At 68.4% G+C, this 25,007-nt stretch carries 20 protein-coding genes; 5 read left to right on the top strand and 15 right to left on the bottom strand.

Going from position 1 to position 25,007, the window contains the following annotated elements:
* Positions 1 to 210: 210 nt before the first annotated feature.
* The 5 genes from ACVKN3_RS07345 to ACVKN3_RS07325 form a co-directional block, all read right to left on the bottom strand.
* Positions 211 to 1,737 (bottom strand): DHA2 family efflux MFS transporter permease subunit, encoded by a 1,527-nt coding sequence (locus ACVKN3_RS07345; protein ID WP_354515581.1) that lies wholly within the window; start codon positions 1,735 to 1,737, stop codon positions 211 to 213.
* A gap of 12 nt (positions 1,738 to 1,749) precedes the next feature.
* On the bottom strand, positions 1,750 to 2,961 hold the full coding sequence (locus ACVKN3_RS07340; RefSeq protein WP_354515583.1) for an efflux RND transporter periplasmic adaptor subunit: 1,212 nt from the start codon (positions 2,959 to 2,961) through the stop codon (positions 1,750 to 1,752).
* A gap of 24 nt (positions 2,962 to 2,985) precedes the next feature.
* Complete coding sequence (locus tag ACVKN3_RS07335) at positions 2,986 to 4,449, bottom strand: efflux transporter outer membrane subunit (RefSeq protein WP_285403364.1); 1,464 nt, start codon at positions 4,447 to 4,449, stop codon at positions 2,986 to 2,988.
* Between the two features lie 23 nt (positions 4,450 to 4,472).
* Positions 4,473 to 4,931 (bottom strand): MarR family winged helix-turn-helix transcriptional regulator, encoded by a 459-nt coding sequence (locus tag ACVKN3_RS07330; RefSeq protein WP_285403365.1) that lies wholly within the window; start codon positions 4,929 to 4,931, stop codon positions 4,473 to 4,475.
* 77 nt (positions 4,932 to 5,008) lie between these two features.
* Positions 5,009 to 5,251 (bottom strand): hypothetical protein, encoded by a 243-nt coding sequence (locus ACVKN3_RS07325; RefSeq protein WP_285403366.1) that lies wholly within the window; start codon positions 5,249 to 5,251, stop codon positions 5,009 to 5,011.
* Between the two features lie 143 nt (positions 5,252 to 5,394).
* Between ACVKN3_RS07325 and ACVKN3_RS07320 the strand changes: the two genes are divergently transcribed.
* Positions 5,395 to 6,201 (top strand): AraC family transcriptional regulator, encoded by an 807-nt coding sequence (locus ACVKN3_RS07320; protein ID WP_285403367.1) that lies wholly within the window; start codon positions 5,395 to 5,397, stop codon positions 6,199 to 6,201.
* A gap of 36 nt (positions 6,202 to 6,237) precedes the next feature.
* Here ACVKN3_RS07320 and ACVKN3_RS07315 read toward each other — a convergent pair whose 3' ends face one another.
* The 8 genes from ACVKN3_RS07315 to kdpF form a co-directional block, all read right to left on the bottom strand.
* Positions 6,238 to 6,942, bottom strand: a complete 705-nt coding sequence (locus ACVKN3_RS07315; RefSeq protein WP_285403368.1) for a response regulator — start codon at positions 6,940 to 6,942, stop codon at positions 6,238 to 6,240.
* Positions 6,939 to 9,599, bottom strand: a complete 2,661-nt coding sequence (locus ACVKN3_RS07310) for a sensor histidine kinase (RefSeq protein WP_285403369.1) — start codon at positions 9,597 to 9,599, stop codon at positions 6,939 to 6,941. The genes ACVKN3_RS07315 and ACVKN3_RS07310 overlap by 4 nt, the downstream gene beginning before the upstream one ends.
* A 42-nt stretch (positions 9,600 to 9,641) precedes the next feature.
* The gene (gene kdpC / locus ACVKN3_RS07305; protein WP_354515587.1) at positions 9,642 to 10,217 is read right to left on the bottom strand and encodes a potassium-transporting ATPase subunit KdpC; all 576 of its coding nucleotides are present in this window, start codon (positions 10,215 to 10,217) and stop codon (positions 9,642 to 9,644) included.
* Between the two features lie 11 nt (positions 10,218 to 10,228).
* Positions 10,229 to 11,647 carry an outer membrane beta-barrel protein gene (locus tag ACVKN3_RS07300; RefSeq protein ID WP_354515589.1) on the bottom strand — a complete coding sequence of 473 codons (1,419 nt, stop codon included), beginning with the start codon at positions 11,645 to 11,647 and terminating at the stop codon, positions 10,229 to 10,231.
* A gap of 64 nt (positions 11,648 to 11,711) precedes the next feature.
* Entirely contained in the window at positions 11,712 to 11,918 is a 207-nt protein-coding gene (locus tag ACVKN3_RS07295) for a hypothetical protein (protein ID WP_285403372.1), read from the bottom strand.
* Between the two features lie 18 nt (positions 11,919 to 11,936).
* The gene (kdpB, locus tag ACVKN3_RS07290; RefSeq protein WP_285403373.1) at positions 11,937 to 14,015 is read right to left on the bottom strand and encodes a potassium-transporting ATPase subunit KdpB; all 2,079 of its coding nucleotides are present in this window, start codon (positions 14,013 to 14,015) and stop codon (positions 11,937 to 11,939) included.
* A 3-nt stretch (positions 14,016 to 14,018) separates the two neighbouring features.
* Positions 14,019 to 15,740, bottom strand: coding sequence for a potassium-transporting ATPase subunit KdpA (gene kdpA, locus ACVKN3_RS07285; RefSeq protein WP_285403374.1), 1,722 nt, complete (start codon positions 15,738 to 15,740; stop codon positions 14,019 to 14,021).
* Positions 15,737 to 15,829 carry a K(+)-transporting ATPase subunit F gene (kdpF, locus tag ACVKN3_RS07280; RefSeq protein WP_081908594.1) on the bottom strand — a complete coding sequence of 31 codons (93 nt, stop codon included), beginning with the start codon at positions 15,827 to 15,829 and terminating at the stop codon, positions 15,737 to 15,739. The genes kdpA and kdpF overlap by 4 nt, the downstream gene beginning before the upstream one ends.
* A gap of 449 nt (positions 15,830 to 16,278) precedes the next feature.
* Between kdpF and ACVKN3_RS07275 the strand changes: the two genes are divergently transcribed.
* The 3 genes from ACVKN3_RS07275 to ACVKN3_RS07265 all read left to right on the top strand — a co-directional run bounded on the left by ACVKN3_RS07275 (position 16,279) and on the right by ACVKN3_RS07265 (position 20,085).
* Positions 16,279 to 18,393 carry a prolyl oligopeptidase family serine peptidase gene (locus tag ACVKN3_RS07275; protein ID WP_285403375.1) on the top strand — a complete coding sequence of 705 codons (2,115 nt, stop codon included), beginning with the start codon at positions 16,279 to 16,281 and terminating at the stop codon, positions 18,391 to 18,393.
* Between the two features lie 163 nt (positions 18,394 to 18,556).
* Positions 18,557 to 19,102, top strand: coding sequence for an RNA polymerase sigma factor (locus ACVKN3_RS07270; RefSeq protein WP_285403376.1), 546 nt, complete (start codon positions 18,557 to 18,559; stop codon positions 19,100 to 19,102).
* Positions 19,099 to 20,085 (top strand): FecR family protein, encoded by a 987-nt coding sequence (locus ACVKN3_RS07265; RefSeq protein WP_285403377.1) that lies wholly within the window; start codon positions 19,099 to 19,101, stop codon positions 20,083 to 20,085. Before ACVKN3_RS07270 ends, ACVKN3_RS07265 begins: the two co-directional genes overlap by 4 nt.
* A gap of 21 nt (positions 20,086 to 20,106) precedes the next feature.
* On the opposite strand, the gene ACVKN3_RS07260 is transcribed toward ACVKN3_RS07265, so the two are convergent.
* Entirely contained in the window at positions 20,107 to 22,941 is a 2,835-nt protein-coding gene (locus ACVKN3_RS07260) for a TonB-dependent receptor (RefSeq protein WP_354515593.1), read from the bottom strand.
* A gap of 129 nt (positions 22,942 to 23,070) precedes the next feature.
* Complete coding sequence (locus ACVKN3_RS07255) at positions 23,071 to 24,153, bottom strand: hypothetical protein (RefSeq protein ID WP_285403379.1); 1,083 nt, start codon at positions 24,151 to 24,153, stop codon at positions 23,071 to 23,073.
* A 175-nt stretch (positions 24,154 to 24,328) separates the two neighbouring features.
* Here ACVKN3_RS07255 and ACVKN3_RS07250 point away from each other — a divergent pair, with 175 nt between their 5' ends.
* Positions 24,329 to 24,994: an alpha/beta hydrolase gene (locus tag ACVKN3_RS07250; protein ID WP_354515595.1), complete on the top strand. Its 666-nt coding sequence runs from the start codon at positions 24,329 to 24,331 to the stop codon at positions 24,992 to 24,994.
* The last annotated feature ends 13 nt before the right edge of the window (positions 24,995 to 25,007 follow it).

Here is a 25,007-nt window from a genome sequence, read left to right as displayed (position 1 = left end):
GAAAATCCCCGTTCGAAGCCCGACCCGGGCCCGTAGGGCAATCAATAAACGGCCGCGCACGCGGCCCTTCATTGACGGGTCGCCGCAGGCGTGGCACCGAGGGGGCTACCCGCCGGCTCTTGCTCCACGACACCACGACACCACGGCTTCAAGGCTTCAAGGCTTCAAGGCTTCAACGCCAAACGCAAAGCCGAAGGCGAGCCGCCCCCCTCAATGCCCAGAAGCCGCCGGTCCCGCCTTGGCCGCGAACGGCGGCTTGGCCAGCCAGACCACGAAGATCAGCGCGACGAAGACGAAACCCAGCAGGTAGAACACCTCGTTGAACGAGATCTGGTACGCCTGGTTGGTGATCATCGCGTTGACCGACGAAGCGGCGTACTGCGGATCGCCGCCCCCTATCTGGGCCATGGCCTGCGTGGTGTTGGGATTGAACGGGGTGAAGTTCTCCGCCAGGCGCTCGTGGTGCACGATGGCCCGACGATCCCACAGGAACGTAGTGAGCGACGCGGCGAAGCTGCCGCCCAGCGTACGCAGGAAGGTCGCCAGGCCGGAGCCCGCGGCGATTTCCCGGGGTTGCAGGTCCGACAGCAGGATGCTCAGCACCGGCATGAAGAACAACGCCACGCCCAGGCCCTGGATCAGCTGGACCATCGCCACGCTGTAGAAGTCCACCTGCAGGTAGAAGTCCGAGCGCATGAAGCAGGTCGCGCCCATGACCAGGAACGCGCCCGAGGCCAGGACGCGCAGGTCGAACTTGTGCGCATACTTACCCACGAACGGCGTGAGGATCACTGGAATGATGCCCAGCGGCGCCGCCGCCAGGCCTGCCCAGGTCGAGGTATAACCCACGTTCCGTTGCAACCACTGCGGCACCAGCAGGCCGATGGCGAAGAACGCCGCATAGGCCAGCACCAGGCACAGGGTGCCCATGGCGAAGTTGCGATGGCGGAACAGCTTCAGGTTGACGATCGGGTCCTTGTCGGTCAGTTCCCAGATCAGGAACACGGCCAGGCCGATGGCGGCGACGATCGCGGTCACCACGATGAAGGGCGAGTTGAACCAGTCCTCGTCGTTACCCTTGTCGAGCACCACCTGCAAGGCACCCACACCGATGATGAGCGTGATCAGGCCCACGTAGTCGACCTTAGGCTTCTCGGTCACTTCCGGCCGGCCCTTCATCTGGTTGGCCACCACGAAGCTGGCGAACATGCCGATGGGCACGTTGATGAAGAAGATCCACGGCCAGGTGTAGTTGTCGGTGATCCAGCCGCCGAGGATCGGCCCGGCGATGGGCGCCACCACGGTGACCATTGCCAGCAGCGCGAGCGCCATGCCGCGTTTGGCCGGTGGATAGATCGAGATCAGCAGGCTCTGCGTGATCGGGTACATCGGGCCGGCCACCGCACCCTGGATGGCGCGGAACACGATCAGCATCGTCATGCTCTGCGCGATGCCGCACAGGAACGACGCCAGCGAGAACAGCAGCGTGGCCCACACGAACAGCTTGGTCTCACCGAAGCGACGGGTGAGGAAGCCGGTGAGCGGCAGCGCGATGGCGTTGCTCACCGCGAACGAGGTGATCACCCACGTGCTCTGGTTGGAGCTGACGCCCAGGTTGCCCGCAATCGTGGGCAGCGACACGTTGGCGATCGTCGTATCGAGCACCTGCATGAAGGTCGCGAGCGATAGCCCGACCGTGGACAGCGCCAGGTTGGGCGGTCGAAATTCGGTGCTCATGAGCCCTCTCCCTTACTTCGGGGCCTGCTGCTCGGCGCCTTCACCCGCGGACGTGTTCTCGTGGATCACGCGCGCGATGTCCTTGTCGGCATCGGCCAGCTGCTTGTCGTAGATCGGCGTGCTGAACTCGGGCTGCGTGGGCGACTGCTTCGCCAGCAACGCGCCGCCCTGGTCGTGCAGCGACACCGTGACCTTGGTCGACAGGCCCAGGCGCAGCGGCTTGTCGTCCAGCTGCTTGGGATCGGTGAACACCACGCGCACCGGTACGCGCTGCACGATCTTGATCCAGTTACCCGTGGCGTTCTGCGCCGGCAGGATGGAGAACGCGCTGCCGCTGCCGACGCCCAGGCTGCGGATCTTCGCCTTGTACACGGTGTCGCCGCCGTACACGTCGGCCGTGACGTCCACCGGCTGGCCGATGCGCATGTGGGTCAGCTGGGTTTCCTTGAAGTTGGCGTCGATCCACACCTCGTGCAACGGCACCACGGCCATCAGGGCCGCGCCCGGCTGCACGCGCTGGCCGACCTGCACGCTGCGCTTGGCAACGTAACCATCCACCGGGGCGACCAGGGTCGCGCGCACGAAGTCGAGGTAGGCCGAACGCAGCTTCGCGGCGGCGGCACGCACATCCGGATGGGACGAGACGACGGTGTCGTCGACCAGCACCTTGTTGCTGCTGTAGGACTGTTTCGCGGAGGCCAGGCTGCTTTCCGCGGAGGTCAGCGTGTCGGCGGCGTGCGAGAGTTCCTCGGCGGAGATGGCCCCTGTCTTGGCGAGGTCGCGGCGGCGGTTGTAGTCCTGCCGCGCACGGTCCACCGCGGTCTGGCGTACCGCGACATCGGCCTGCGCCGAGGTCACGTTGTTGTACAGGCCACGCACGCGACGCACGGTGTTGGCCAGGTTGGCACGCGCGCTCTCGAGCGCGACCTCGGCGTCGCTGGGATCGAGCTTGACCAGCACGTCGCCCTGGTGGACCAGGTCGCCGTCGTCGGCACCGATCGAGGTGACCGTGCCGGCGATCTGCGGGGTGATCTGCACCACGTTGCCGTTGACGTAGGCGTCGTCGGTATCTTCATACCAGCGACCGTCCACGAAGTACCAGATCACCCAGCCGATGAGGGCGAGGACGACCACGAGCAACAGCAGTTTGAGGAAGAACCCGCGACGGCTCTTCGGGGGCGGCGCGACGACGGCGCCGGCGGGGGCGGTGGTTTCTTGTGACATCGGAAGCGGCCTCGGGACGATTTCTTAAGGGGTTGCCGGCGTGCTGGCGGTCGCGACGGATGCGTCGTCGGCCGAGGGGCGGAACCCGCCACCCAGCGCCTGGATCAGTTGGACGGAGGTATCGACCTGCTGTGCTTTCAGCGACGCCGTGCGCTGCTCGGCCTCGAGCAGCTGCTGGCGTACCACCAGCGACTCCAGGTAGCTGCCGACGCCGGCCTTGTAGCGCTGCTGCGACAGGTCGTACGCCTGCTGCGCCGCGTCCTGCGCCCGCTGCTGGGCCTGGATCTGCGTCGCCAGGGAGTCGAGCGCGGAAAGTTCGTCCTGCACTTCGTTGAGCGCACGCACCAGGGTGGTGTTGTATTGCGCGACGGCCAGGTCGTAGTCCGCATCCTTGCCGGCCAGGTTGGCGCGCAGGCGGCCACCGTCGAAGATGGGCAGCGAGAACGCGGGCAGCACCTGCCAGAAGCGCGCCTGCGAGGCGAACAGGTTTTCCGATCCGCCGGCCAGCTGCGCCGCGAGCACGCCCAGCGTCACGTTGGGCAGGAAGCGCGCCTTGGCCGAGACGATGTCCTTCGAGGCGGCTTCGACGCGCCAGCGCGCGGCGACCAGGTCGGCACGGTGGCCGAGCAGGTCGGCCGGCAGGTTGGCCGGGATGGCGACGGCGGCCGGGCTCAAGGCGGCGGGACGCACGATGTCCAGGCCACGATCGGGGCCCTTGCCCAGCAGCACGCTGAGCGAGCTGCGCGCGCTGTCGATGGCACGCTGCGCCACCGCCACCTCGCGCTCGGCCGACGCCACTTCGCTGTCCGCCTGCTTGACCTGCATCTGGTTGTCGACGCCCGCGGCGACGCGCTGCACGGTCAGCTTCTGCGACGCATGGGTGCGGTCCAGCTCGGCGTGGGCCACGTCCAGCTGGGTGAAGCCGTAGCCGAGTTGCACGTAGGCGCGGGCGACGTTGGTCGAGATCTCGATGCGCGCGGCGCGCATGTCCACCTCGGCCGCGCGCTGCGAGCCCACGGCCGCCTCGAAGGCGGCGCGACGGCCGCCCCACAGGTCCAGGTCCCAGTTGAAGTTGCCGTAGCCGTACTTGGTCCACGAGAAGTGGTTGCCCGGCGGGTCGGGCAGCAACGAACCCGGCAGGTGTGCGCCGGCCACGCCGCCGCCCACGCTGAGCGTGGGACTGCGCGTGGCATCGGCCGAACCGGCCTGCGCCTGCGCCTGGCGCACACGGGCGCTGGCCGTGGCCAGGTCGGGGTTCTCCTTCAGGGCTTCCTCGATCAGCGAGGTGAGCTGGCTATCGCCCAGTCCGGTCCACCAGTCGGCCGCCGGCCAGCCGGCCGGGGAGACGGGAACCTTCGCCAGGCTGCGGCCGGCGTGAAGTGTGGACGGATCGGTCAGCGTGCCTTGCGGATCCAGGCCACGGCTGGTGACGCAGCCGGAGAGGATCAACGCGGCCCCGACGGCCGCCACGAGTGTGTGCAGACGCATTGCGTTTTGCCTCGGACGTAAGTTCAGTTCTTTTCGCGAAGCGCGTTGAGCACGCGCCCCAGGTAGTCGTGCAGCTGGTCGCGCTCGTCCTGGGTCAGCGTTTTCTGGGCGCGTTCCAGGGTGGCGAGGTTGCTTTCATGCAAGTGTTTCCACAGCGCCACGCCGGCCTCGGTAAGGTCGATGCGCAGCGCGCGGCGGTCCTGCTCGTGCGGCTGGCGGCGCAGGTATCCCTTGGTTTCCAGCTGGTCCAGCTGGCGTGTCATGGCGCCGCCGTCCAGGTCCACGGCACGCGCCAGTTCCGTGGCGGTCATCGGACCGGCGGTGGCCAGGCGCTTGAGCACGTGGAACTGCGTGAACTTCAGGTCCGTGCCCTGGGCGGCCAGGTCGGACTCGATCGCCCGGACAATTTCGCTGCGCACCATGCCGATCAGGGCACCGAGGCTGTCGGGCGTGTCGCAGATCGGGAAAGACGGCATGGCCATGCCACGCATTCTATTGCCCCGAATATAGTTGTCAAGGCAAATATGCGTTCGGCATATATTACCGTGACGGTTTTACCTCATGCCTCATCGGCCAGAAGGGCCGCCAGGGCCGGGTCGCGCACCTCGAACAGGTCGAAGACGCCCAGCGCCCTCAGGGTGGGCAACTGGGCCAGCAGCCTCGGTTCCAGGCGCCTGACCTGGTCCTCCGGCGTACCGTGGTCGAGCATGGCGTGGGCGCAGGCAACGAAGGTCACCAGGGCTTCGCCGGCTTCCTGGCCTTCGCCGGCCTCGCTGAAATCACTTGTGACGAGACGGATCATGGGTGTCTCCTTCGTCGGGTATCCCGCCTGGGGCCGCAGGTTTCGGCGGCAGACGTACAGATACTTGAGTAGGCAGATATTAGCCATGACGGGTATAGGCCTGATATCGTTACTCGGCCAATTTATAGCGAGGATCGGCCAACATGCATTCCAGCCGGGACCACGAGGTGATCCACGCCCTGCTCGAACGAGCCGACGGCCCGCCGTTGGTCGCCTACGAGGCACGCGGCGCGTTGCCGCTGATGGAGGTCGACTGGCACAGCCATGTGCGCGGCCAGTTCTTCTACGTGGAAGAAGGCTTCGTCACCAATCGCACGGAGCATGGCTCCTACCTGCTGCCGCCGCACCGCGCCGGCTGGATGCCGCCCGGCACGATGCACACGGTGAGCATGACCGGCCCGACCCATGCCTGGGGCGTCTTCATCGCGCCCTGCGCGGCGGTCGGCCTGCCGGACCGCCCCTGCGTGGTCGGCGTCAACGACCTGGTCCGCTCCATCATCAAGCGCGCGGCCACCTGGCCGGTCGAGATCTTCGCGCCCGATCCGGCGCGGGAGCGCCTGTTTGCGGTGTTGCTGGACGAATTGCAGCGTGCGCCGGTGGAGTCGCTGCACCTGCCCATGCCGATCGACCGCCGCCTGCGCCGCGTGGCCGTCGCCATGTTCGAACACCCCGAGGACACCCGCAGCATCGAGGAGTGGGCGGCCTGGGCCGGCATGTCCACACGCACGCTGACGCGCATCTTCCGCCAGGAAACCCAGTGCAGCGTGGCGCAGTGGCGCCAGCAGGCGCGCCTGACCCGCGCGCTGGAACGGCTGGCCACGGGCGAGCCGGTGGCCGTGGTGTCCGATGCGCTGGGCTACGCGACGCCGAGCGCATTCGTGGCGATGTTCCGCAAGGCGTTCGGCGATTCCCCGGGGCGCTACCTCGCCAGGCAGGCGGCCGGCGCCTGAGTCGGGCGGTGCCCCGGTGGGTCCGCTGCGGTCGGCTCAGCTGGCCGGAAAACGGTAGCCCACGCCGGGTTCGGTTTTCAGCCAGCGCGGCGCGGCCGGGTCGTCGCCCAGTTTCTGCCGCAGCTTGCCCATCACGATGCGCAGGTAATGCGTGTCCTGGGTATGGGTAGGCCCCCACACGTCACGCAGGATCTGCTGCTGGCTGACCACCCGACCCGGATGCCGCACCAGCAGCGACAGCACGGCGAATTCCTTGCGCGTGAGCGCTACGACCGTGCCGTCGAGCAGCACCTCGCGCCGGGCCAGGTCCACGGCGAGGCGACCGTCGTCGTAGCGCACGGCGGCTTCGGCCTCGCCGCCGCGGGCCGCCTGGCGCAGCAGCACGCGCAGGCGCGCCATCAGCTCCTGGATGCCGAACGGCTTGGTCACGTAATCGTTGGCACCGCCATCCAGCGCGCGGACCTTCTCGGCCTCGGTGTCGCGCACCGACAGCATCAACACGGGTACCTGGCTCCACTGGCGGATCTCGCGCAGCACGTCGTGGCCTTCCAGGTCGGGCAGGCCGATATCGAGCACCACCACATCGGGCGACTGCGTGGCCGCCAGGCCCAGGCCCTCCTGGCCGGTGGCGGCCAGCAGTACCTGGTAGCCCTCGGCGCGCAGGCCGATGTCCAGGAAGCGGCGGATCTGCGCCTCGTCGTCGATCACCAGGACACGGGGAGCCGAGGGAGTCGGAGTCATGCGGTCTCGTCGGGGGGCGGCGGCAGGGGCAGCGAGACCCGGATGGTCGTACCTCCGCCGACGTGGGGCAAGGCCTCCACGCTGCCACCGTGCGCACCGATCATCCCGCGGCAGATCGCCAGGCCCAGCCCGGTGCCCTTGCCGCCGCGATCGCCCCGCGAGACCGAATAGAACATGTCGAAGATCCGCGCGCGCTCGTCCTCCGGAATACCCGGGCCCCGGTCGGCTACGTCGACGCGCAGGCGACCGACCTCGCTGCTGACCGTGACCCGCACCGGCTCGCCGGGCGGCGTGAAGCGGCCGGCGTTCTCCAGGATGTTGAACAGCGCCTGTTCGACCAGGGCCGGATGCACGTGCAGCAGGATCGTATCGCGCGGCAGGTGCACGTCGACGCGCACCTCGGGAAACAGCTTGCGCATGCGCGACACCGCGGCGGCGACGATCTCGCCCGCATCCACCCAGTCTCGCGTGAGCTTGAGCGTGCCGTGGCCGAGGCGGGTCATGTCCAGCAGGTTCTGGATGTAGCGATCCAGTCGCTGGCCCTCGCCGAGGATGGCCTGCAACAGTTCGTGACGCTCACTGGCCGGAAGCTGGTCCTCGTAGCTGAGCAGCGTGCCGGCAGAACCGATCATGGACGCCAGCGGGGAGCGCAGGTCGTGCGAGACCGACGACAGCAGCGCGTTGCGCAGGCGCTCGGTCTCGCCCTGCACGCGCGCGCTTTCCAGCTCGCTGGCCAGGCGCGCGCGGTCCAGCGCCTGCCCGATATCCTGGATCATCGCCAGCGCCAGGCCACGGCGATCGGCATCCGGCTCGCGGGTGCCCTGCGGGAAACGAAGCGCCGCCACGCCGCCGCGCTGCTGCTCGCTGCCCAGCGGCAGCACCCAGCACGACGCACCGTGCAGCGTGTCGGTATAGCGACCCGCGGGCTCGGCATGGCTTTCGCACCAGTCCGCCGCGGCCATGTCCTGGGCCGATAGCGGAAACGGTGCGGGCGCGGCACTGGCGACCGCCAGGGCCCCCGAGGCATCGCGGGCCAGGAGGGCGACATCGATGTCCAGCGCACGGGCCAGCGCCTGCGCGCCTGCGACGCGCACGGCGTCGGCATCCGCGCTGGTGGCCAGCTGCTGGCCCAGCGCCACCAGTGCCCGGCCACGCACCTGCGCTGCACGCAGCGAGGTCACCTGCCCGGCCAACCGGGTAGCCAGGCGGCTGCAGACCAGCGCCGCGACAAGGAACAGGGTGACCGCCAGCACGTCGTCCGCGTTGGCGATGGCCAGCGTGTAGCGCGGCGGCGCGAAGAAGAAGTTGTAACCGAGGAAACTGAGCAGTGCGGCATAGACCGCGACGGCCATGCGCGTGCGCACCGCCACGATCAGCACCGCCGTGAGGAAGATCAGCGAGAGGTTGGCCACCGAGAGGAAGCGGTCGGCGATGAACGACAACGCCATCGCCACCGCGATGGTGGCCGTGGCGAAGCCGTAGTCGCGGCGCGACCCCGCATCCTCCACGCGCAGCCGCCGCCGCGACTGCGCGCGCTGCGTCGGCGTGGCCACGATGGTCAGTTCCAGGTGCGCGCCGCGCGTGAGCAACTGCTGCGTGAGCGAATAGCCCAGCCGGCGCGCGATGGGCCGTTCGCGCGTGCGGCCGACGATGATCTGGCCGACGCCTTCGCGGTCGGCCCAGGCCATCAGTTCGTCGGCCACGGCATGGCCGCGCAGGATCACCGCTTCGCCGCCGAGGCGGCGGGCCAGGCGCATCGCCGCATCCACGCGCTCGCGGCGCGCGCCGTCCATGCCGCCGCCACGATCGACGAACAGCACGCTCCACGGGGCCCCGCGGCGCTCGGCGATGCGGCGCGTGATCCGCACCAGGTATTCGCTCTGCCCGTGCCCGTCGATGGCCGCCATGACCCGCCGGCGCACCGGCATCGCATCGCCGCGCGCCAGCATGTGCTCGCGCAGGTCGCTGTCCACGTGCGAGGCCACCGTCTCCACCGCCAGCTCGCGCAGGGCGGCCAGGTTGGTCGGCGAGAAGAAGGCATCCAGCGCCACGGCGGCGGTTTCCGGCACGTACACCTTGCCCTGCTTCAACCGGGCGATCAGTTCGCGCGGCGGCAGGTCGATCAGCACGATGTCGCGCGCGCGGTCGAGGAACGCGTCGGGCACCGTCTCGCGCACCGCCACGTTGGTGATCCGGCGCACCTGGTCGTTGAGGCTTTCCACATGCTGCACGTTGAGTGCGGTGTAGACCTCCAGGCCGGCATCGAGCAGTTCGGCGATGTCCTGCCAACGCCGCGCGTGGCGACCGCCGGGCAGGTTGGTGTGGGCCAGTTCGTCGACGAGTATCACCGCCGGCTTGCGCGCCAGCGCGGCCTCCAGGTCGAACTCACGGAACTCGCGACCGGCATAGCGCACCGGCCGCGTCGGCAGTACCTCGATGCCCTCCAGCAGGGCCGCCGTCTCGCTGCGGCCATGCGTCTCCACCAGGCCCACCACCACGTCGATGCCCTGGCGCTTCAGGTCCCGCGCCGCCGAGAGCATGGCGAAGGTCTTGCCCACGCCGGGCGCGGCACCGAGGAAGATCTTCAGCCGCTGGCCGTCCTCCTCGTTCACCGCGTTGAGCAGCGCGTCGGCGCGGGCGTCTCGCACATCGTTCATGGGGTGTGGCCGGGAGGAGTGGGACAAGAGTAGCGGAACCGGTCAGCGCGTCGCGGCATCCAGCGCCAGGTTGAGCGCCAGCACGTTGACCCGAGGCTCGCCGAGCAGGCCGAACTGGCGACCCTGAGTGTTCTCGGCGATCAACCGGCGCACGGTGTCCACGGGCAGCTGCCGCGCACGGGCGACACGGTTGGCCTGGAACGTGGCTGCGGCCGGGCTGATCTCCGGATCCAGTCCGCTGGCCGAGGCCGTGACCAGATCCACCGGCACCGGCGCATCGTTGCCCGGATCGGCGGCGCGCAGCGCGGCAATCCGTTGTTTCACCGCATCGGCCAGCGCCGGGTTGCTCGGCCCCAGGTTCGAACCGGTGGACGCGGCGGCGTTGTTCGGTACGGGCGTCGTGGCCGACGGGCGGCCCCAGATGTAACGCGGTGCGGTGAACGACTGGCCGATCAGCGCGGAGCCGACCGGCACGTGGTCACGCTCGACCAGGCTGCCCGCGGCCTGGGCCGGGAACAGCACCGCGGCGAGGCCACCGACCACGGCCGGATAGGCGACGCCGGTGACCGCGGTCATCAGCAGGAGCAGGACGATGGCATTGCGCAGCAGGGTGGTCATGACGTGTTTCCTCAGTAGTGCCAGATCGCGTCGACGAGCGCGGTCACCTGGTTGTCCTTGCGCCCGCCGTCATACGCGTCGACGTCGTACGACTTCTCGTAGCGCAGCTCGGGGCGGATCTCCAGGTCCTGGGTCACCCAGTGCGTCATGCCCAGCGTGTGGCTGGTGTAACGCGTGGGGAAGCCGGTGCGCTGGCCCTTCTGGTCGTTGTAGAACTCGTTGCGGAACGAGATCATGTTCTTCGGATCGATCGCCACGTTGAGGTAGTTGACGATGCCGTACTCCGCGGCCTTGCCCGGCAGCGGCGACGAACCGGCCACCTGGTTGTCGAAGCCCGGGCCATAACCCGGAATCTGCCGGCCGTACATGTAGTACGCCTCGGTGAGGATGTGCACGCTGTCGCTGAAGCGGTGGCCCCAGGTGGTGACGTACATCTGCACGTTGTTGTAGTTGTAGTCGGAACCGTTGACGCTGTTCGCGCAGGGATAAATCATGTCGTTGTTATCCGCCGACACCCAGCGCACGCAGGCCTGCAGCGTGGGGCGCGCCTGGTGGTTCCACACCGCCGTATCGTTGCCGCCGTTGATGCCCACCTGCACGGTCCACTGCGCGTTGAGGCGCGTCGTGGTCATCACGCCCATCTGCGTATACGGGTCCACCGTGTAGAGGATGGAATGCGTCACCAGGTAGTTGTTGGGCGAGAACTGCGCCTCGATGTCCGGCAGCGACAGCCAGCGACCGATGCGCACCACCATGCCCTCGGCGATATGCGGCAGGTAGATGTCCCCGTAGAACAGCATCGGGTCGTAGCCGTTGATCTTGCCGTTGAGCGGCTGGTCGGGCTTGGGATTGTTCAGCAACTGGTTGCTGAGCACGCCTTTCATCGTGGTGAAGTGGTAGTCGTAGCCGTAGAGGTTATCCAGGTGGAAGCCCCAGTCCACATGATCGGTCTGCACGGTGTCCGGCAACCGCTCGATGCGCAGCAGCGCCTGGTTGAATTCCACGCGGTTCGGGCGCACGGCGTACGACAACGGGTAGTTCGTGTGCGACGAGCTGCTCAGGTTGGCGGACGCGTTGAGCCAGCCGTACACCTCGATACGGTTGTCCTTCATCCAGCGGCCCACGCGGTTGCAGGCCATGGCCTTTTCCAGCGGATACTGCGAATTCAGGTTGGGCACGCCGATCGGGTAGGCCACGCCGCCCAGCTGCCATTCGGCGGACGGAAACGGCGGCGAGGGCAGCGGCGAATCCAGGCCGCGCCGGGCCGGCGCGGGTGCGTTCGGGTCGGCCGGCTGGGCATCTTCGCGGTAGGCCGCGGCGAAGCGGGCGCCGAAGCCCTGGGAACAGTCGTCGCTGCCAGCGGCCATGGCCCGGGTGACGGGCGCGAGGGCGAGCAGGGCAGCGAGAAAAGCGTAACGAGTGGTGCGCATGGCGTGTTTTACCGATCCCTTTCGGGACCCCTTGTCGGTGGTGGTGGGAGGGTGAAGCGGTGATTCAGATGCCGGCGTAGCCGCCGAGGGCGTAATCGTCTTCGTCGCGGCGCGGCGGTGGCGACGGCACGGCAGCGGTACGCACGAGGCCGATCGGTGTCACTGCCGTGGCGCGAGCCATCGGCGCAGGCGTGTCCGGGGCGACGACGCGTACTTCCATGTCCAGGTCGGCGCTGTCTTCGATGAGTACGGTGAGCTTCACGCAATGCATGGCAGTGGGCCTCGGGGGTTACGCCAGTCCGACCAGGACCAGCAACATGTCGATCAGCTTGATGCCGATGAAGGGCACGATCACGCCGCCCAGCCCGTACACCAGCAGGTTGCGACGCAGCAGCGCGGCGGCGCCGAGCGCGCGATAGGCCACGCCCTTGAGCGCCAGCGGAATCAGGAAAACGATGATCAGCGCATTGAAGATCACCGCCGACAGGATCGCGCTCTGCGGCGTGGCCAGGTGCATCACGTTCAGCGTGTTGAGCGCGGGATACGTGGTGGCGAACGCGGCGGGAATGATCGCGAAGTACTTCGCGATGTCGTTGGCGATGGAGAAGGTGGTCAGCGCGCCGCGGGTGATCAGCATCTGCTTGCCGATGCCCACCACCTCGATCAGCTTGGTCGGGTTGGAATCCAGATCGACCATGTTGCCGGCTTCCTTGGCCGCCTGCGTGCCGCTGTTCATGGCCACCGCGACGTCCGCCTGCGCCAGCGCCGGCGCGTCGTTGGTGCCGTCGCCGCACATGGCGACCAGGCGGTTCTCGGCCTGGATGTCGCGGATCAGCTTCAGCTTCGCTTCCGGTGTCGCCTCGGCGAGGAAGTCGTCCACGCCGGCCTCGGCCGCAATGGCTGCGGCGGTCAGCGGGTTGTCGCCGGTGACCATCACCGTGCGGATGCCCATGCGGCGCATCTCGGCGAAGCGCTCCTTGATGCCTTCCTTGACGATATCCTTCAGTTCCACGACACCGAGGGTGAGCGCGCCGTCGACCACGATCAGCGGCGTGGCGCCACGACGGGCAACGTCCTCGGCCATGCGGCGGACCAGCGGCGGCATGTGGCTGTCCTGCGAATCCAGGTAGCGTTCCACGGCATCCATGGCGCCCTTGCGGACATGGCGCGTGCCCACATCGACGCCGCTCATGCGGGTCTGCGCGGTAAAGGGCACGAACACCGCATCGCGATCGTTGGCAGGGCGGGCGGTGGACATCGCCACGAAACGTGCGGCGAGGGTGACGATGCTGCGGCCTTCCGGCGTTTCGTCGGCACGCGAAGCGAGTTCCGCGGCTTCCGCCAGTTCGCGCTCCTCGATGCCCGGTGCCGGGTGGAAGGCCACGGCCTGGCGGTTGCCCAGCGTGATCGTGCCGGTCTTGTCCAGCAGCAGCACGTCCACATCGCCCGCGGCTTCCACCGCACGTCCGGACGTGGCGATGACGTTGGCGCGGATCATCCGGTCCATGCCGGCGATGCCGATGGCCGAGAGCAGGGCGCCGATGGTGGTGGGAATCAGGCACACGAGCAGGGCGATCAGCACGGTGAGCGTGATCGGACTGCCCACGCCGGCCGCCTGCACGCTGTAGATCGAGTACGGCAGCAGCGTGGCGCAGGCCAGCAGGAAGATCAGCGTGAACTTGGCCAGCAGGATGGTCAGCGCGATCTCGTTGGGCGTCTTGCGCCGCGAGGCGCCTTCCACCATCGAGATCATGCGGTCGAGGAAGCTCTCGCCCGGGTTGCTGGTGATGCGCACCACCAGCCAGTCGGAGAGCACGCGGGTACCGCCGGTCACCGCGCTGCGGTCGCCACCGGATTCGCGGATCACGGGCGCGGATTCGCCGGTGATCGCGCTCTCGTCCACGCTGGCCGCGCCGACCACTACTTCACCGTCGCCCGGCACGGTATCGCCGGCGTCGACCAGTACGAAGTGGCCGGTGCGCAGCTCGCTCGACGGCGTGAAAGTGATCGCCGCCTCGCGATCGGCGGAGGCGAGCTTCTTCGCGGAGACATCGCGGCGCGAACCGCGCAACGCGTCGGCCTGGGCCTTGCCGCGGCCTTCGGCCAGCGCCTCGGCGAAGTTGGCGAACAACAGGGTGAACCACAGCCACAGCGCCACCCAGAACACGAAGGTGGCGGAGGCTTCGCCGTGGCCGGCCAGTGCCTGCACCCACAAAAGGGTGGTCAGCACGCTGCAGACGAAGACGACGAACATCACCGGGTTGCGGAACTGCAGGCGCGGCGAGAGCTTGCGGAAGGCGTCACCGAGGGCGCGGGTCACCAGCGCGCGGTCGAAACCGCGCGGTGTGTCGTGGGCTTGCGTAGTCATGGATCAGTGGCCCGTGGCGGACATCAGTTGTTCGGCGATGGGCCCGAGGGCCAGTGCCGGAAGGAAGGTAAGCGCGCCGACGACGATGACGACGCAGGCCAGCAGCGCGACGAACAGCGGCGTGTGCGTCGGCAGGGTTCCGCTGGACGCGGGAACGTGGCGCTTGGCGGCGAGCGACCCGGCCATGGCCAGCATGGCGATGGCCAGCGGGAAGCGCGCCAGGAACATGCAGATTCCGAGCAGCACGTTCCAGAAGGGCGTGTTGGCCGAGAGTCCACCGAAGGCGCTGCCGTTGTTGTTCGACGCCGAGCTGACCGCATAGAGCATTTCGCTGAAACCGTGCGCGCCCGGGTTGGACACGCCGGCCACACCGGCGGGTGACATCACCGCGACGGCGGTGCCGATCACCACCAGGGCGCAGGGCAACAGCACGGCCAGGCTGGCCATCTTCATCTCGTAGGCCTCGATCTTCTTGCCGAGGTATTCCGGCGTGCGACCGACCATCAGCCCGGCGATGAACACGGCGACCACCGCGAAGGCCAGCATGCCGTACAGGCCGGAGCCGACGCCGCCGAAGATCACCTCACCCAGCTGCATCAGCCACATCGGCACCAGGCCGCCCAGCGGGGTGAGCGAATCGTGCATCGCATTGACCGCGCCGCACGACGCGGCCGTGGTGATTGCCGCGAACAGGCCGGAGCCGGCGATGCCGAAGCGGGTTTCCTTGCCTTCCATGTTGCCGCCGGCCTGGGTGGCCGAGGCCTGCGCGTCGATGGCCAGGCCGTGCAGTACCGGGTTGCCGGCCTGTTCCGCAGCCACCAGGCCCACGGCCAGCGGCACGAAGATGAGCAGCATGGTGGCCAGGATGGCCCAGCCCTGGCGACGATCGCCGACCATGCGGCCGAAGGTGTAGCAGAGCGATGCGGGGATCAGGAAGATCGACAGCATCTGCAGGAAGTTGGAGAACGGCGTGGGGTTCTCGAACGGGTGCGCCGAGTTGGCGTTGAAGAAACCGCCACCGTTGGTGCCGAGCATCTTGATGGCGATCTGCGAGGCGGCCGGACCCATCGGCAGGGTCTGCGTGCCGTGCTGCAGCGTGGTGACATCCACGTAGGTGGCCAGGTTCTGCACCACGCCCTGCGATACCAGCAGCAGCGCCAGCAGCAGCGAGAACGGCAGCAGCACGTAGAGGGTGGCCCGGGTCACATCGACCCAGAAGTTGCCCACGGCCGCGGCGGCGCGGCGGCTGAAGCCACGGACCACGGCGATGAGCACGGCGATACCGGTGGCCGCCGAGAGGAAGTTCTGCACCGACAGGCCGAGCGCCTGGGTGAGGTAGCTCATGGTCGACTCGCCGGCGTAGCCCTGCCAGTTGGTGTTGCTGGCGAAGCTGATGGCGGTGTTCATCGCCGAATCGGGCGCGACGGCCGCGAAGTGCTGCGGGTTCAGCGGCAACCACTGCTGCGTGCGCTGCAGCAGGTAGACGATGGCCAGGCCCGCCACGTTGAACACCAGCATGGCGATGGCGTAGCGCGTCCAGCGCATGTCCTCGTCGGCACGGATGCCGGCCAGGCGATACAGGAAACGCTCGATGCCGCCGCCGAAACGGGTGACCCGGTTCGGCTCGTCGGAGAAGACCAGGGCCATGTACTGGCCCACCGGCTTGACCAGGGCGAGCAGCACGGCGAAGAAAAGACCCATCTGGAGCATGCCGTTGGCGGTCATTCGAACCACTCCGGCTTGAGCAGGGCCACGCACAGGTAGCCGGTCAGGGCGACCGCGATGGCCGTGGCCACGATGTAGACGAGGGACATAGGGGATTCCTCAGCGCCGGCCAAGCCGGTCGCAGATCATGAGGAAGCCGATCGTCAGCGCGCACAGCACGATGACGAGAAGGACGTACAGAAGTTCCACGGGTGCGTTCCGGCGGAGAGGACGGAGCGCATTGTTCGTCTTACGCAATATTTACGGTGTATCGCGCCGGCATGGGGGCGTAACGTCTTCGTAAAATCTGGCGTCTGGCGTACCCTGAGGCCCGGTCCCGTACGGTCGACTCCTGCATGCGGTCCGGCCCCATGTAGGAGCGCGCGATGCGCGCGACATGTTTTGAGGCCATGCCCCGGAGCTGGCGCGCCAGCCCCGAGGTGTCGCGAAAACATGTCGCGCGCATCGCGCGCTCCTACACGGCATGATTGACGCAGCGTTTTCGTTTCACGCATCGTGTGCCGTTCGCATTTCCCTTCCGTTCCGGAGTAGAGAGTCCATGCGCGCCTTCGTTCCCCGTCTGCTTGCCGTCAGCCTCTTCGTCGCCTACGGCGCCCACGCAGCCACCGCGGCGACCACCCCTCCGCCGCCGGCCACGCCGAAGCACATGGTCTCGGAGACCCTGGCGGGGCAGGCGATCAACGATCCGTACCGCTGGCTGGAAAACCCCGATGCGCCGGACGTGAAGCAGTGGATCGACGCGCAGAACGCCTACACCGAAGCCACCATCGGCGCGATGCCGCTGGCCAAGGCCCTCAGCGCACGGGTGCGCGAACTGGCCATCACGTCCACCACGCGCAGTTCGCCGACCCTGGCCGGCGGCACGCTGTTCTATTTCGAGAACACGCCGCCGCAGGCGCAGCCGCTGCTGGTGGCCAAGGCCTGGCCGGATGGCCCGACCCGCACGCTGGTCGATCCCAACCAGAGCGATGGCAACACCGCCATCACCGAGTACTGGCCCTCGCCGAGCGGCCGTTACCTGGCCTACGGTACGGCCGAGGGCGGTAGCGAGCTGACCACCATCCATGTACTGGACACCACGACCGGCAAGGCGCTGCCCGACCTACTGCCGCTGGCCGGCGGCGGCACCACCCCGCAGGCGCTGGCCTGGGATGCCGACGAGAAGGGTGTCACCTACGCGCGCTTCGAGGCCCCCGCCAAGGGGCAACCGCTGCGCGAGTTCGACGCCGTGCTGGCGCATCACACGCTCGGCCAGCCCGCCACCGCCGACCGTGTGGTCTTCGGCAAGGGCTATTCGCACGTGGCCGAATACATCCTGCTGGAAGGCAAGGGCGGCGCCTCGACCGCGTTGCTCGCCAACGAAGGCGACGGCGGGCCCGCCGAGGTCTACCTGCGCCGGGGCACCGGCACGTTCCAGCGCGTTCTCGGCCGCGACGCCGACGCGCGCTCGGCCGCCTGGGTAGGCGATCGCCTGGTCGTCGCCAGCTTTGCCGGCGCGCCGCGCGGCAAGCTGGTGGCCATCGGCACGGACGGCAAGGCCACCGACCTGCTCGCCCAGGGCGAAGGCGCCATCCAGCATGTCTCCGCGCTGGGCAACGGCTTCCTGGTGGTCCGCAGTGTCGGGCCGGACTGGTGGGCCGACCAGTACGACGGCAAGGCCGGTTTCGTGCGCCGCGTGCCCCTGCCGGCCAGCGGCATCACCATCGGCGGCGTGGCCTCCGAGGCCGGCCAGGACAAAGCCCTGCTCAGTTATGCCGGATGGACCACGCCCACGCACTGGGTGGAATACGACGGCGCCAGCGGTGCCCTGAAGACCGTCTTCGAGGTGAAGGCGGCGGCCGACTACTCGAAGGTGAAGGTGTCGCGCATCGACGGCGTGTCGAAGGATGGCACGAAGATCCCCGTGACCGTCATTGCCATGGAAGGCACCACGCCCAACGGCAAGCGTCCGACCATCCTCTACAGCTACGGCGGTTTCGGGCTGCCGGTGACGCCGGTGTTCGTCGGCGCCAACCTCGCCTGGCTGGAGCGCGGCGGCGTGCTGGCCTATGCGAACATCCGCGGCGGCAACGAGTTCGGCGAGGCCTGGCACGCGCAGGGCCAGAAGCAGAACAAGCAGAACGTGTTCGACGACTTCTATGCCGCATCGCAGGCGCTGCTGGACACGAAGTGGACCGATCGCGCGCACCTGGGCATCCTGGGCGGCAGCAACGGCGGCCTGCTGATGGGTGCGGCCCTGACGCAGCACCCGGAGCAGTACCGTGCCGTGGTGGGCGCCGTGGGCATCTACGATGTGCCGCGCCACATGACCGCCTTCGCCAACGGCCCCTACAACGTCAGCGAGTACGGCAGCACGACGGACCCTGCCGTCGCCCGGGCCATGCTGGCCTATTCCCCGCTGCACAACGTCAAGCCGGGCACGAAGTATCCGGCCGTGCTGCTGGCCACCGGCGCCAACGACCCGCGCGTGGCGCCGTGGCAATCGCGCAAGTTCGCGGCCGCATTGCAGGATGCCACGACCTCGGGCCAGCCGGTGCTGCTGCTGACCCGCATGAACGCCGGCCACGGCATCGGGGCGCCCTTCAGCCAGCGTGTCGGCAACGCCGCGTTGCAGCTGACGTTCTTCGCCACCGAGCTGGGCCTGGGCGAATAAGCCCGGGCCGAACCGAAGGCCGCCATCCCCACCGCGAGGTAGGGGGATGGCGTGCCGGCTGCGTTATAGCTTCCGGTGATGTCATGTCGGGTGAGGTGCGAGCGCGTCGATGCATAAGCTGTGCGTGGTCCCGGGCAGGGCGTCCTGCTGACAGGTGGTGCGGGTGACCGCTGAGGAACGCCAGGCCGGGATGGCCTTCGACCAGTTCGTGCGCGAACAGCGTGCGCCGCTGGCGGGATTCCTGCGCCATCGCGTCGCCACCGAGGACGAAGCCCAGGAAGTGGCCCAGGAAAGTTTCGTGCGCCTGATCCGCTACCGGGACGAACCGCCGGAGTCGTGGCCGGCGCTGCTGTATCGCATCGCCGTCAACGTCATGACCGATCGCGCGCGGCGGGCGCAGTCGCACCATGCCGCGCACCATGTGGATGTGGATATCTACGCCGAGGCCATCGCGGCCCCGGGGCCCGACCCGGGTCAGGCCCTGGATACGCTGCGTGCACTGGAGGAGGTGCAGCGCGCCCTGTTGTGCCTGCCGTCGCGCTGCCGAGACATCTACCTGCTCAACCGCATCGAGGGCATGAGTTATACGGAAGTGGCGGTGCATTGCGGCATCTCCGTCAAGGCCGTCGAAAAGCACATCGGCAAGGCCCTGGGCCTTCTTCGTAAACAGGTCGGGCATCACCTCTCATCCGTGGTTTCGCAAGCATGACACCCTCAGACAAAGCGGATAGTCCCGACACGGCCGAAGGCTGGGTAGCCCGGCTGGACGCGCCGCACGCGGGTCCGGCGGAAGCCGCGGCGTTCGACGCCTGGTGCGCGCGAGACCCGGCCCACCGGCCGGCCTACCGTGCCGCGCGCCAGCTGCACGACATGGCGCGTCGCCTGCGCGACAACGACATGCTTCGCGCGGCCTCGCGCAAGGCCCTGCGCGACACGGCCCGGCGGCGGACGGCGCGCCGCTGGTGGTTCGGCGGCGCGGCCGTGGCCGCTGCGTTGCTGGTCGCCCTGCCCGCCGTGTGGTGGTACCTGCGCACGCCGCTGGTATCCGCCGAATACGCCACGCAAACCCGCATTGCCGCGGTGACGCTACCCGACGGCACCCGCATGGTGATGGACGCGGGCACGCAGGCCGCCATCCGGTTCGACGGACAGTCGCGCCAGGTGCTGCTGGAGCGGGGGCGCGCCCAGTTCCAGGTCGGCAGGGCCGAGGCGCCGTTCGAGGTACGGGCGGGCGACGTGCGCGTGCACGACATCGGCACCACGTTCCAGGTGGACCGGAGCGATGTCGGCACCCGTGTCGCGCTGCTGGAGGGTCAGGTAACGGTGTCCGATGCGCGGCTGCCGGCCACGCGTACGCTCGCCCGCGGCCAGTCGGTGCGCGTGGCCGCGGACGGCCAGCTCGAGCCGACGCGTCCCCTGGACACGGCCGAAGCCGAAGGCTGGACCAACGGCCGGCTGGTCTTCCGCGGCGAACGACTGGCCGACCTGCTGGCCACGATGAACCGTTACGCGTCGCGCCGGATCACCCTGGCCAATGCCGGCATGGGCGAACTGCGTGTCAGCGGCAGTTTTCATGCCGGCGACCAGGATGCCCTGGTCAGCGCGCTGGTGGCGGGCTGGCAGTTGCGGCCCGAGCGACTCGGCGACGGCACGGTGGTGCTGCACGATGGCGCCCCCGCGGTGCTGCGCTGAGCGGCACAGGGGGGTGGGCGCTCACAGCCGGAACGACACTGTCCCCAACCAGGCCCGGCCGATGACGTCGTCGAACAACGGGTTGTACGCGATGCCGGGGGAGCCGTAGTACACGGGGGCGTGGTCGAACACGTTGTGCAGGTTGAGCGCGAAGGTCCAACGCGGTACGCCGCGATAGGCCAGGCCGGCATCCACGAGGATGAAATCCGGCGTGGAACAGTGCACGGCGGTGCCGCCGTCCGTTTCGCAACCCAGCGGGTCGATCGACGACTGCGCATTGCGATAGCGGCCCGTGTAACGCGCGTTGGCGGACACGGTCCAGTCGCCCGTGTGCAGCACGACCTCGGCCAGGCCGGTCCAGCGCGGTTGCGAGGCGTAGCCGGCACCCTGGGCGACGGGCGTGCCATCGAAGGTCTGCCGGTCCAGCTGCCACAGGTAGCTGCCCGTGACTTTCAGGTCCACGCCCCAGGCCGGCCGGTCGACCAGTCGGAACTCGCCGTCCACATCGAGGGTGCGGGCGCTGGTGTGACCCAGGTTCACCCATTGTTGCCGTAGCCCGGTCAGTTCACCGGACGCATCACGTGCGAAGGCTTGCGGGTACGCCTCCGGATGGGTGAGGGCGTACGACAACGGCAGGCTGTCGATCTCGTGGTCGCGACGCAGTGCGAAATAGTCCAGCGCGAGACTGGCCGCCGGCGACGGGGCCCATACCAGGCCGAGCGTGTGGCTGTGCGAGGTTTCCGGCCGCAGGTCCCGGTTACGTACCGTGGACATCGTCAGGTAGCAGGTGTTGGCGTCGGTGGCGGGCACCGCCAGCACCCGGCACGGCAGCAGGCTGTCCGGTACGTCAAGCAGGAAGCCGTTCGGGTAGCTGGGCGACGCACGACTGAGGTCCAGGGTGGCGGGCGCACGGTAGCCGCGAGCCCATGTCGCGCGCGCCGTGAGTGTCCCGGTCACGTTCCAGCGTAGCGTCGCCTTGGGCGAAAACGCGTTGCCGTAGCCCTCGGACCGGTCGACCCGCCACGCCAGGCCGACCTCCAGCCGCGACGTCAGCGGTGCATTGGCTTCCGCATAAGCCGATGTGGTCCAGCGGCTGGCCGAGCGATCGCTTGGACTGACGAACTGGAACACCCGGCCGGAGGTCAGCAGCGCATCCGGTCGGTCGTCGAGGCGATCGCTGGCGACTTCCGCACCGGCCGTGACCACGAGCGGGCCGCCCGCCAGGGTCGCCAGCGGGTGGGTCGTCTGGAAACGCAGGGCATCGCGCGCGCTGCGTGCATGCCGGTTCGCCGTGGGTGACAGGGTGGTGAGCAGGGACGGGGCGTTGCGTCGCTTCAGCTGGTAGCTGCCATCGTCCAGCGCACGGGTCAGGCTGTCGGACGGCAAGAGGCCGCCGAGATAGTCGTCGTAGCTGCCGCGTTGCCCGTCCACATCGACGTGCCAGTCGCCGTCACCCCATGGCCCATGCAAGCCGGCGGTGAACACGTACGTGTCCGACGTGGTGACATCGCGCACGGGCCCCACGTCGTCGAAGCGATAGCCATAGAAAATGCGCGAGGCGTCATCCGGATTGTCCGACGTGCCGGCGGGAAGCACCACGTTGTACTTCAGCGGCGCGGTCTGCTGGCGCTGCTTCTGCGACGTCCAGCGAAGATCCGCATAGGCCTGCACCTCACCGATCGTCCGGTCCGCATGCAGGTACATCGCGTGGCTACGCATGCCGGTCTGCACCGTGGTCTGCGCGGACGATGCATCGACGCAGCGGCTATCGCCCGTCGGGATGGGTCCCGTGCAGTCGGCCGCCTGCGAGCGCAGCTGCGCTCCCTGCAGGTAGAAGTCGTCGGCCGCCTCGGGGCCGTTCGACGCCGTCGCCGCCTGCGCCGGGCGGCTCCATGCACGGTCACGACCCAGCGTGGGTGCCCGGTCGAGGCTGTCCACCATCAGCAGGAGGTTGCCATGCTCGCCGAGGCGACCGCCCAGGCTGGCCGAGACGCGACGCTGCAAGGCGTCACCGCGCGTGGAAAGACCCGTGGCCAACGAGGCGCGCACGCCGTCCAGCTTCTTGCGCAGCACGATGTTGATGACGCCGGCCATGGCGTCGGAGCCGTAGATGGCCGAGGCGCCGTCGCGCAGGATGTCCACGTGATCCACCATGGCCAGCGGTATGCCGTTGAGGTCGGTGACCGTACCCAGGTCGTCCTGCGCCAGTCCGTAACCTGCCAGCCGGTGCCCGTCCACCAGCACCAGCGTGGCGTACGAGCCCAGGCCACGCAGGTCCACGGACGACGCGCCGGTGGCGCCGGCCAGTCCGTTGTTCTGGAACAGCGCGACGTTGGACACGCCCACGCCCGCGTTCACCACGCGCAGACCGGGCTGCGCGCGAAGCAGGTCGTAGAGGGTTTCGTAGCCGCCGCGATCGATCTGCTCGCGGCTGATCACCGTGACGGGCGACGCCGTTTCCATCTCGGTGCGACGGATATGGGTGCCGGTAACCTCCACCGGTTCCAGCGGTACGGCGACGGGCGCCTTGCTCGGGGCTCGCGCACCGGGCGGATGGATACCGAGCGGACTGGCGCGCAGGACGAAGGCCCGTTCGCCCGCGGGAACCACGGCCAGGCCGGTACCGCGGAGCAGGCGATCCAAGGCGTCGCGATCGGTGGTGACGGCGGTGACGCCCGGGCTGTCCAGGGTATGCACCGTGTCGGCGGGATACAGCAACTCGATGCCGCTGTCGCGAGTGAACGCCTGTAGCACATCGTCCAGTTTGCCCGCGGCGATATGGAAGGCGCGCGGCGGGGACGATTCCCCGGCGACCGCGGAACACGGGGCAGCCGCCATGGTCACGACCAGGGCCATGCGGCAAAACGGACGTCCCCTGGGTCGCAACGGCATGCGTGTGGCATCCCCTCCGTGGACCCCGTATTCAGCGCGGGTCGCGCGAGGCTGTCAACCTCGGCGCGACCCGCCCTGTTTACGCATGCGGCTTTAGTTGGATTCGCTGAACTGGATCGCCGGCGACGAGCCGCCGGAGGCCGTGCAGGAACCGAGTGCCAGGTTGTTCTGCTCGAACGTCGTACCGGCGCCCGACAGGCAGGTGGGCGCGCTGGTGCTTCCGTCCGTCACGCCGACACGCACGTTCAACTTCGAGCCACGGTTGAATGACACCAGGGGCTGCGACGAATCGTTACCGAAAATATTGAACTCGGACTGCTTCCAGATCTTGCCGATGTTAAGCGTGGTGGCCGATTCGGACACCGTGTGGGCCGTGCCGTTGATGGTGAAGGTCACGCTGTCCTTGCCGCTCTGGTTGGCCGCACCGGTCAGTCGGATGCTGGCGAGGTTGGCAAGCGGCACGTAGCTCACCGACACGGCGTTGCTGTTCCTGTAGCAGGCGTCCTGGTCCGGGTAGGCGTTCCAGCCCGACGGGCAACCCTGGCTGTTGTATTCGGAATCGCTACCGGCGAAGAACCAGTTCTGGATGAACGCGACGGGGCCGTTGCCATCGTCGGTGGCATAGATGAACTGCTCCCAGGTCTGGCAGCTGCTGTAGCCGAACTGGCTGCAGGTGGTCGGGTTGCTGCCGATGTCGGTGTTGATCTGCAACGAATAGTTCTGCGAGCCGCCACTGTTGACGCCGGTCACCGTCGGGAACGTACCCACCGCGGTTTTCGTGAAGCCGCCGGTCTTCGCGGCGTAGTCGTTGCCGTTGCCGGTGGTGAGGGTACCGCTCGTCGCGGCCTGCGGGGTGACACGACCCTTGTGCGCCGCGACGGCCGCCTTCGTGGCAGCGGTCAGGATGGCGGCCGACATGAGCTTCGGCGGCGGCGCGCACTGTTCGGCCGTCCACGTGTTGCTGGGGAACGAGGCGCGGTAGCAGCCAGTGCTGGGCGCGCCCTGCGCGGTGAGGTTGTCGTGCCAGCCGGCGACGGCCTGGGCATGGGCCTGCGCGGCCATCTGGTCGGTAGCCGGCTGCGCGAACGCGGCAGCGCCGGGAAGGCCGGCAACGATGGCGGCCAGCAGCGCACGGCGGATGAACGGCGTCGCACAGAAGCGATTGCTCGAAAGCATGGTGAGTCCTCACTAGCGAATAAAAGGTTGCCCTGGTCTTTCCCCTTCTCCTGAAACGGGAGCCGGAGGCGTCCACCCCGTGAACTGCGTCACACTTTCGTGCGTGCCGGGCAGCGCATGTCCTGCCCCGGAGGCGACTGGTAGCATCGGGGGTCTTCGAATCCGGAAAAACGCCATGCTCCCCACTGTCGAGAAGGAAACCGGCCCGTCGCCCACCTGGACGGTCCTCTGGCTGCACGGGCTCGGCGCCGATGGCAACGACTTCGCGCCCATCGTGCCCGAGCTGGTCGATCCGTCCTGGCCCCCCATCCGCTTCGTCTTCCCGCACGCGCCGGTGCGCCCGGTCACGGTGAACAACGGCGTGCCGATGCGGGCGTGGTACGACATCAAGGGCGTGTCCATCGCGGATAAACAGGATGCCGAGGGCATCCATGCGTCGATCCACGAGGTGGAGACGCTGATCGCACGTGAGGTCGACCGCGGGGTGCCGGCCGACCACATCATCCTCGCCGGTTTCTCGCAGGGCGGCGCCATGACCCTCTGCGCCGGCCTGCGCCACAGAGAGGCGCTGGCCGGCCTGCTCGTTCTGTCGGCCTATCTGCCCCTGGCGGATACGCTGGAAGCGGAACGCAGCGACGCGAACCGCTCCACGCCCCTTTTCTGGGGCCACGGCAGCGCCGACCCCGTCGTGCCGATGGCACTGGCCGAGCACTCGCGACAGGCGCTCGAAGCGCTGGGCCACCACGTGGACTGGCACAGCTACCCCATGGCCCACCAGGTCAGCCTGCCGGAGATCGCGGACATCCGTGCCTGGCTGGGGCACCGCTTCACCGACCGCTGAAGCCGCGCGAGGT

The sequence above is a fragment of the Luteibacter sp. PvP120 genome, assembly GCF_054055715.1.
The sequence above is the reverse complement of the archived record's forward strand: the minus strand, read 5'-3'. Positions and strand labels throughout refer to the sequence as shown.

Coding starts and splice junctions, on each gene's coding strand:
- ACVKN3_RS07345 (WP_354515581.1), bottom strand. CDS start 1,737: ATGAGCACCGAATTTCGACCGCCCAACCTGGCGCTGTCCACGGTCGGG.
- ACVKN3_RS07340 (WP_354515583.1), bottom strand. CDS start 2,961: ATGTCACAAGAAACCACCGCCCCCGCCGGCGCCGTCGTCGCGCCGCCC.
- ACVKN3_RS07335 (WP_285403364.1), bottom strand. CDS start 4,449: ATGCGTCTGCACACACTCGTGGCGGCCGTCGGGGCCGCGTTGATCCTC.
- ACVKN3_RS07330 (WP_285403365.1), bottom strand. CDS start 4,931: ATGGCCATGCCGTCTTTCCCGATCTGCGACACGCCCGACAGCCTCGGT.
- ACVKN3_RS07325 (WP_285403366.1), bottom strand. CDS start 5,251: ATGATCCGTCTCGTCACAAGTGATTTCAGCGAGGCCGGCGAAGGCCAG.
- ACVKN3_RS07320 (WP_285403367.1), top strand. CDS start 5,395: ATGCATTCCAGCCGGGACCACGAGGTGATCCACGCCCTGCTCGAACGA.
- ACVKN3_RS07315 (WP_285403368.1), bottom strand. CDS start 6,942: ATGACTCCGACTCCCTCGGCTCCCCGTGTCCTGGTGATCGACGACGAG.
- ACVKN3_RS07310 (WP_285403369.1), bottom strand. CDS start 9,599: ATGAACGATGTGCGAGACGCCCGCGCCGACGCGCTGCTCAACGCGGTG.
- kdpC (WP_354515587.1), bottom strand. CDS start 10,217: ATGACCACCCTGCTGCGCAATGCCATCGTCCTGCTCCTGCTGATGACC.
- ACVKN3_RS07300 (WP_354515589.1), bottom strand. CDS start 11,647: ATGCGCACCACTCGTTACGCTTTTCTCGCTGCCCTGCTCGCCCTCGCG.
- ACVKN3_RS07295 (WP_285403372.1), bottom strand. CDS start 11,918: ATGCATTGCGTGAAGCTCACCGTACTCATCGAAGACAGCGCCGACCTG.
- kdpB (WP_285403373.1), bottom strand. CDS start 14,015: ATGACTACGCAAGCCCACGACACACCGCGCGGTTTCGACCGCGCGCTG.
- kdpA (WP_285403374.1), bottom strand. CDS start 15,740: ATGACCGCCAACGGCATGCTCCAGATGGGTCTTTTCTTCGCCGTGCTG.
- kdpF (WP_081908594.1), bottom strand. CDS start 15,829: ATGTCCCTCGTCTACATCGTGGCCACGGCCATCGCGGTCGCCCTGACC.
- ACVKN3_RS07275 (WP_285403375.1), top strand. CDS start 16,279: ATGCGCGCCTTCGTTCCCCGTCTGCTTGCCGTCAGCCTCTTCGTCGCC.
- ACVKN3_RS07265 (WP_285403377.1), top strand. CDS start 19,099: ATGACACCCTCAGACAAAGCGGATAGTCCCGACACGGCCGAAGGCTGG.
- ACVKN3_RS07260 (WP_354515593.1), bottom strand. CDS start 22,941: ATGGCCCTGGTCGTGACCATGGCGGCTGCCCCGTGTTCCGCGGTCGCC.
- ACVKN3_RS07255 (WP_285403379.1), bottom strand. CDS start 24,153: ATGCTTTCGAGCAATCGCTTCTGTGCGACGCCGTTCATCCGCCGTGCG.
- ACVKN3_RS07250 (WP_354515595.1), top strand. CDS start 24,329: ATGCTCCCCACTGTCGAGAAGGAAACCGGCCCGTCGCCCACCTGGACG.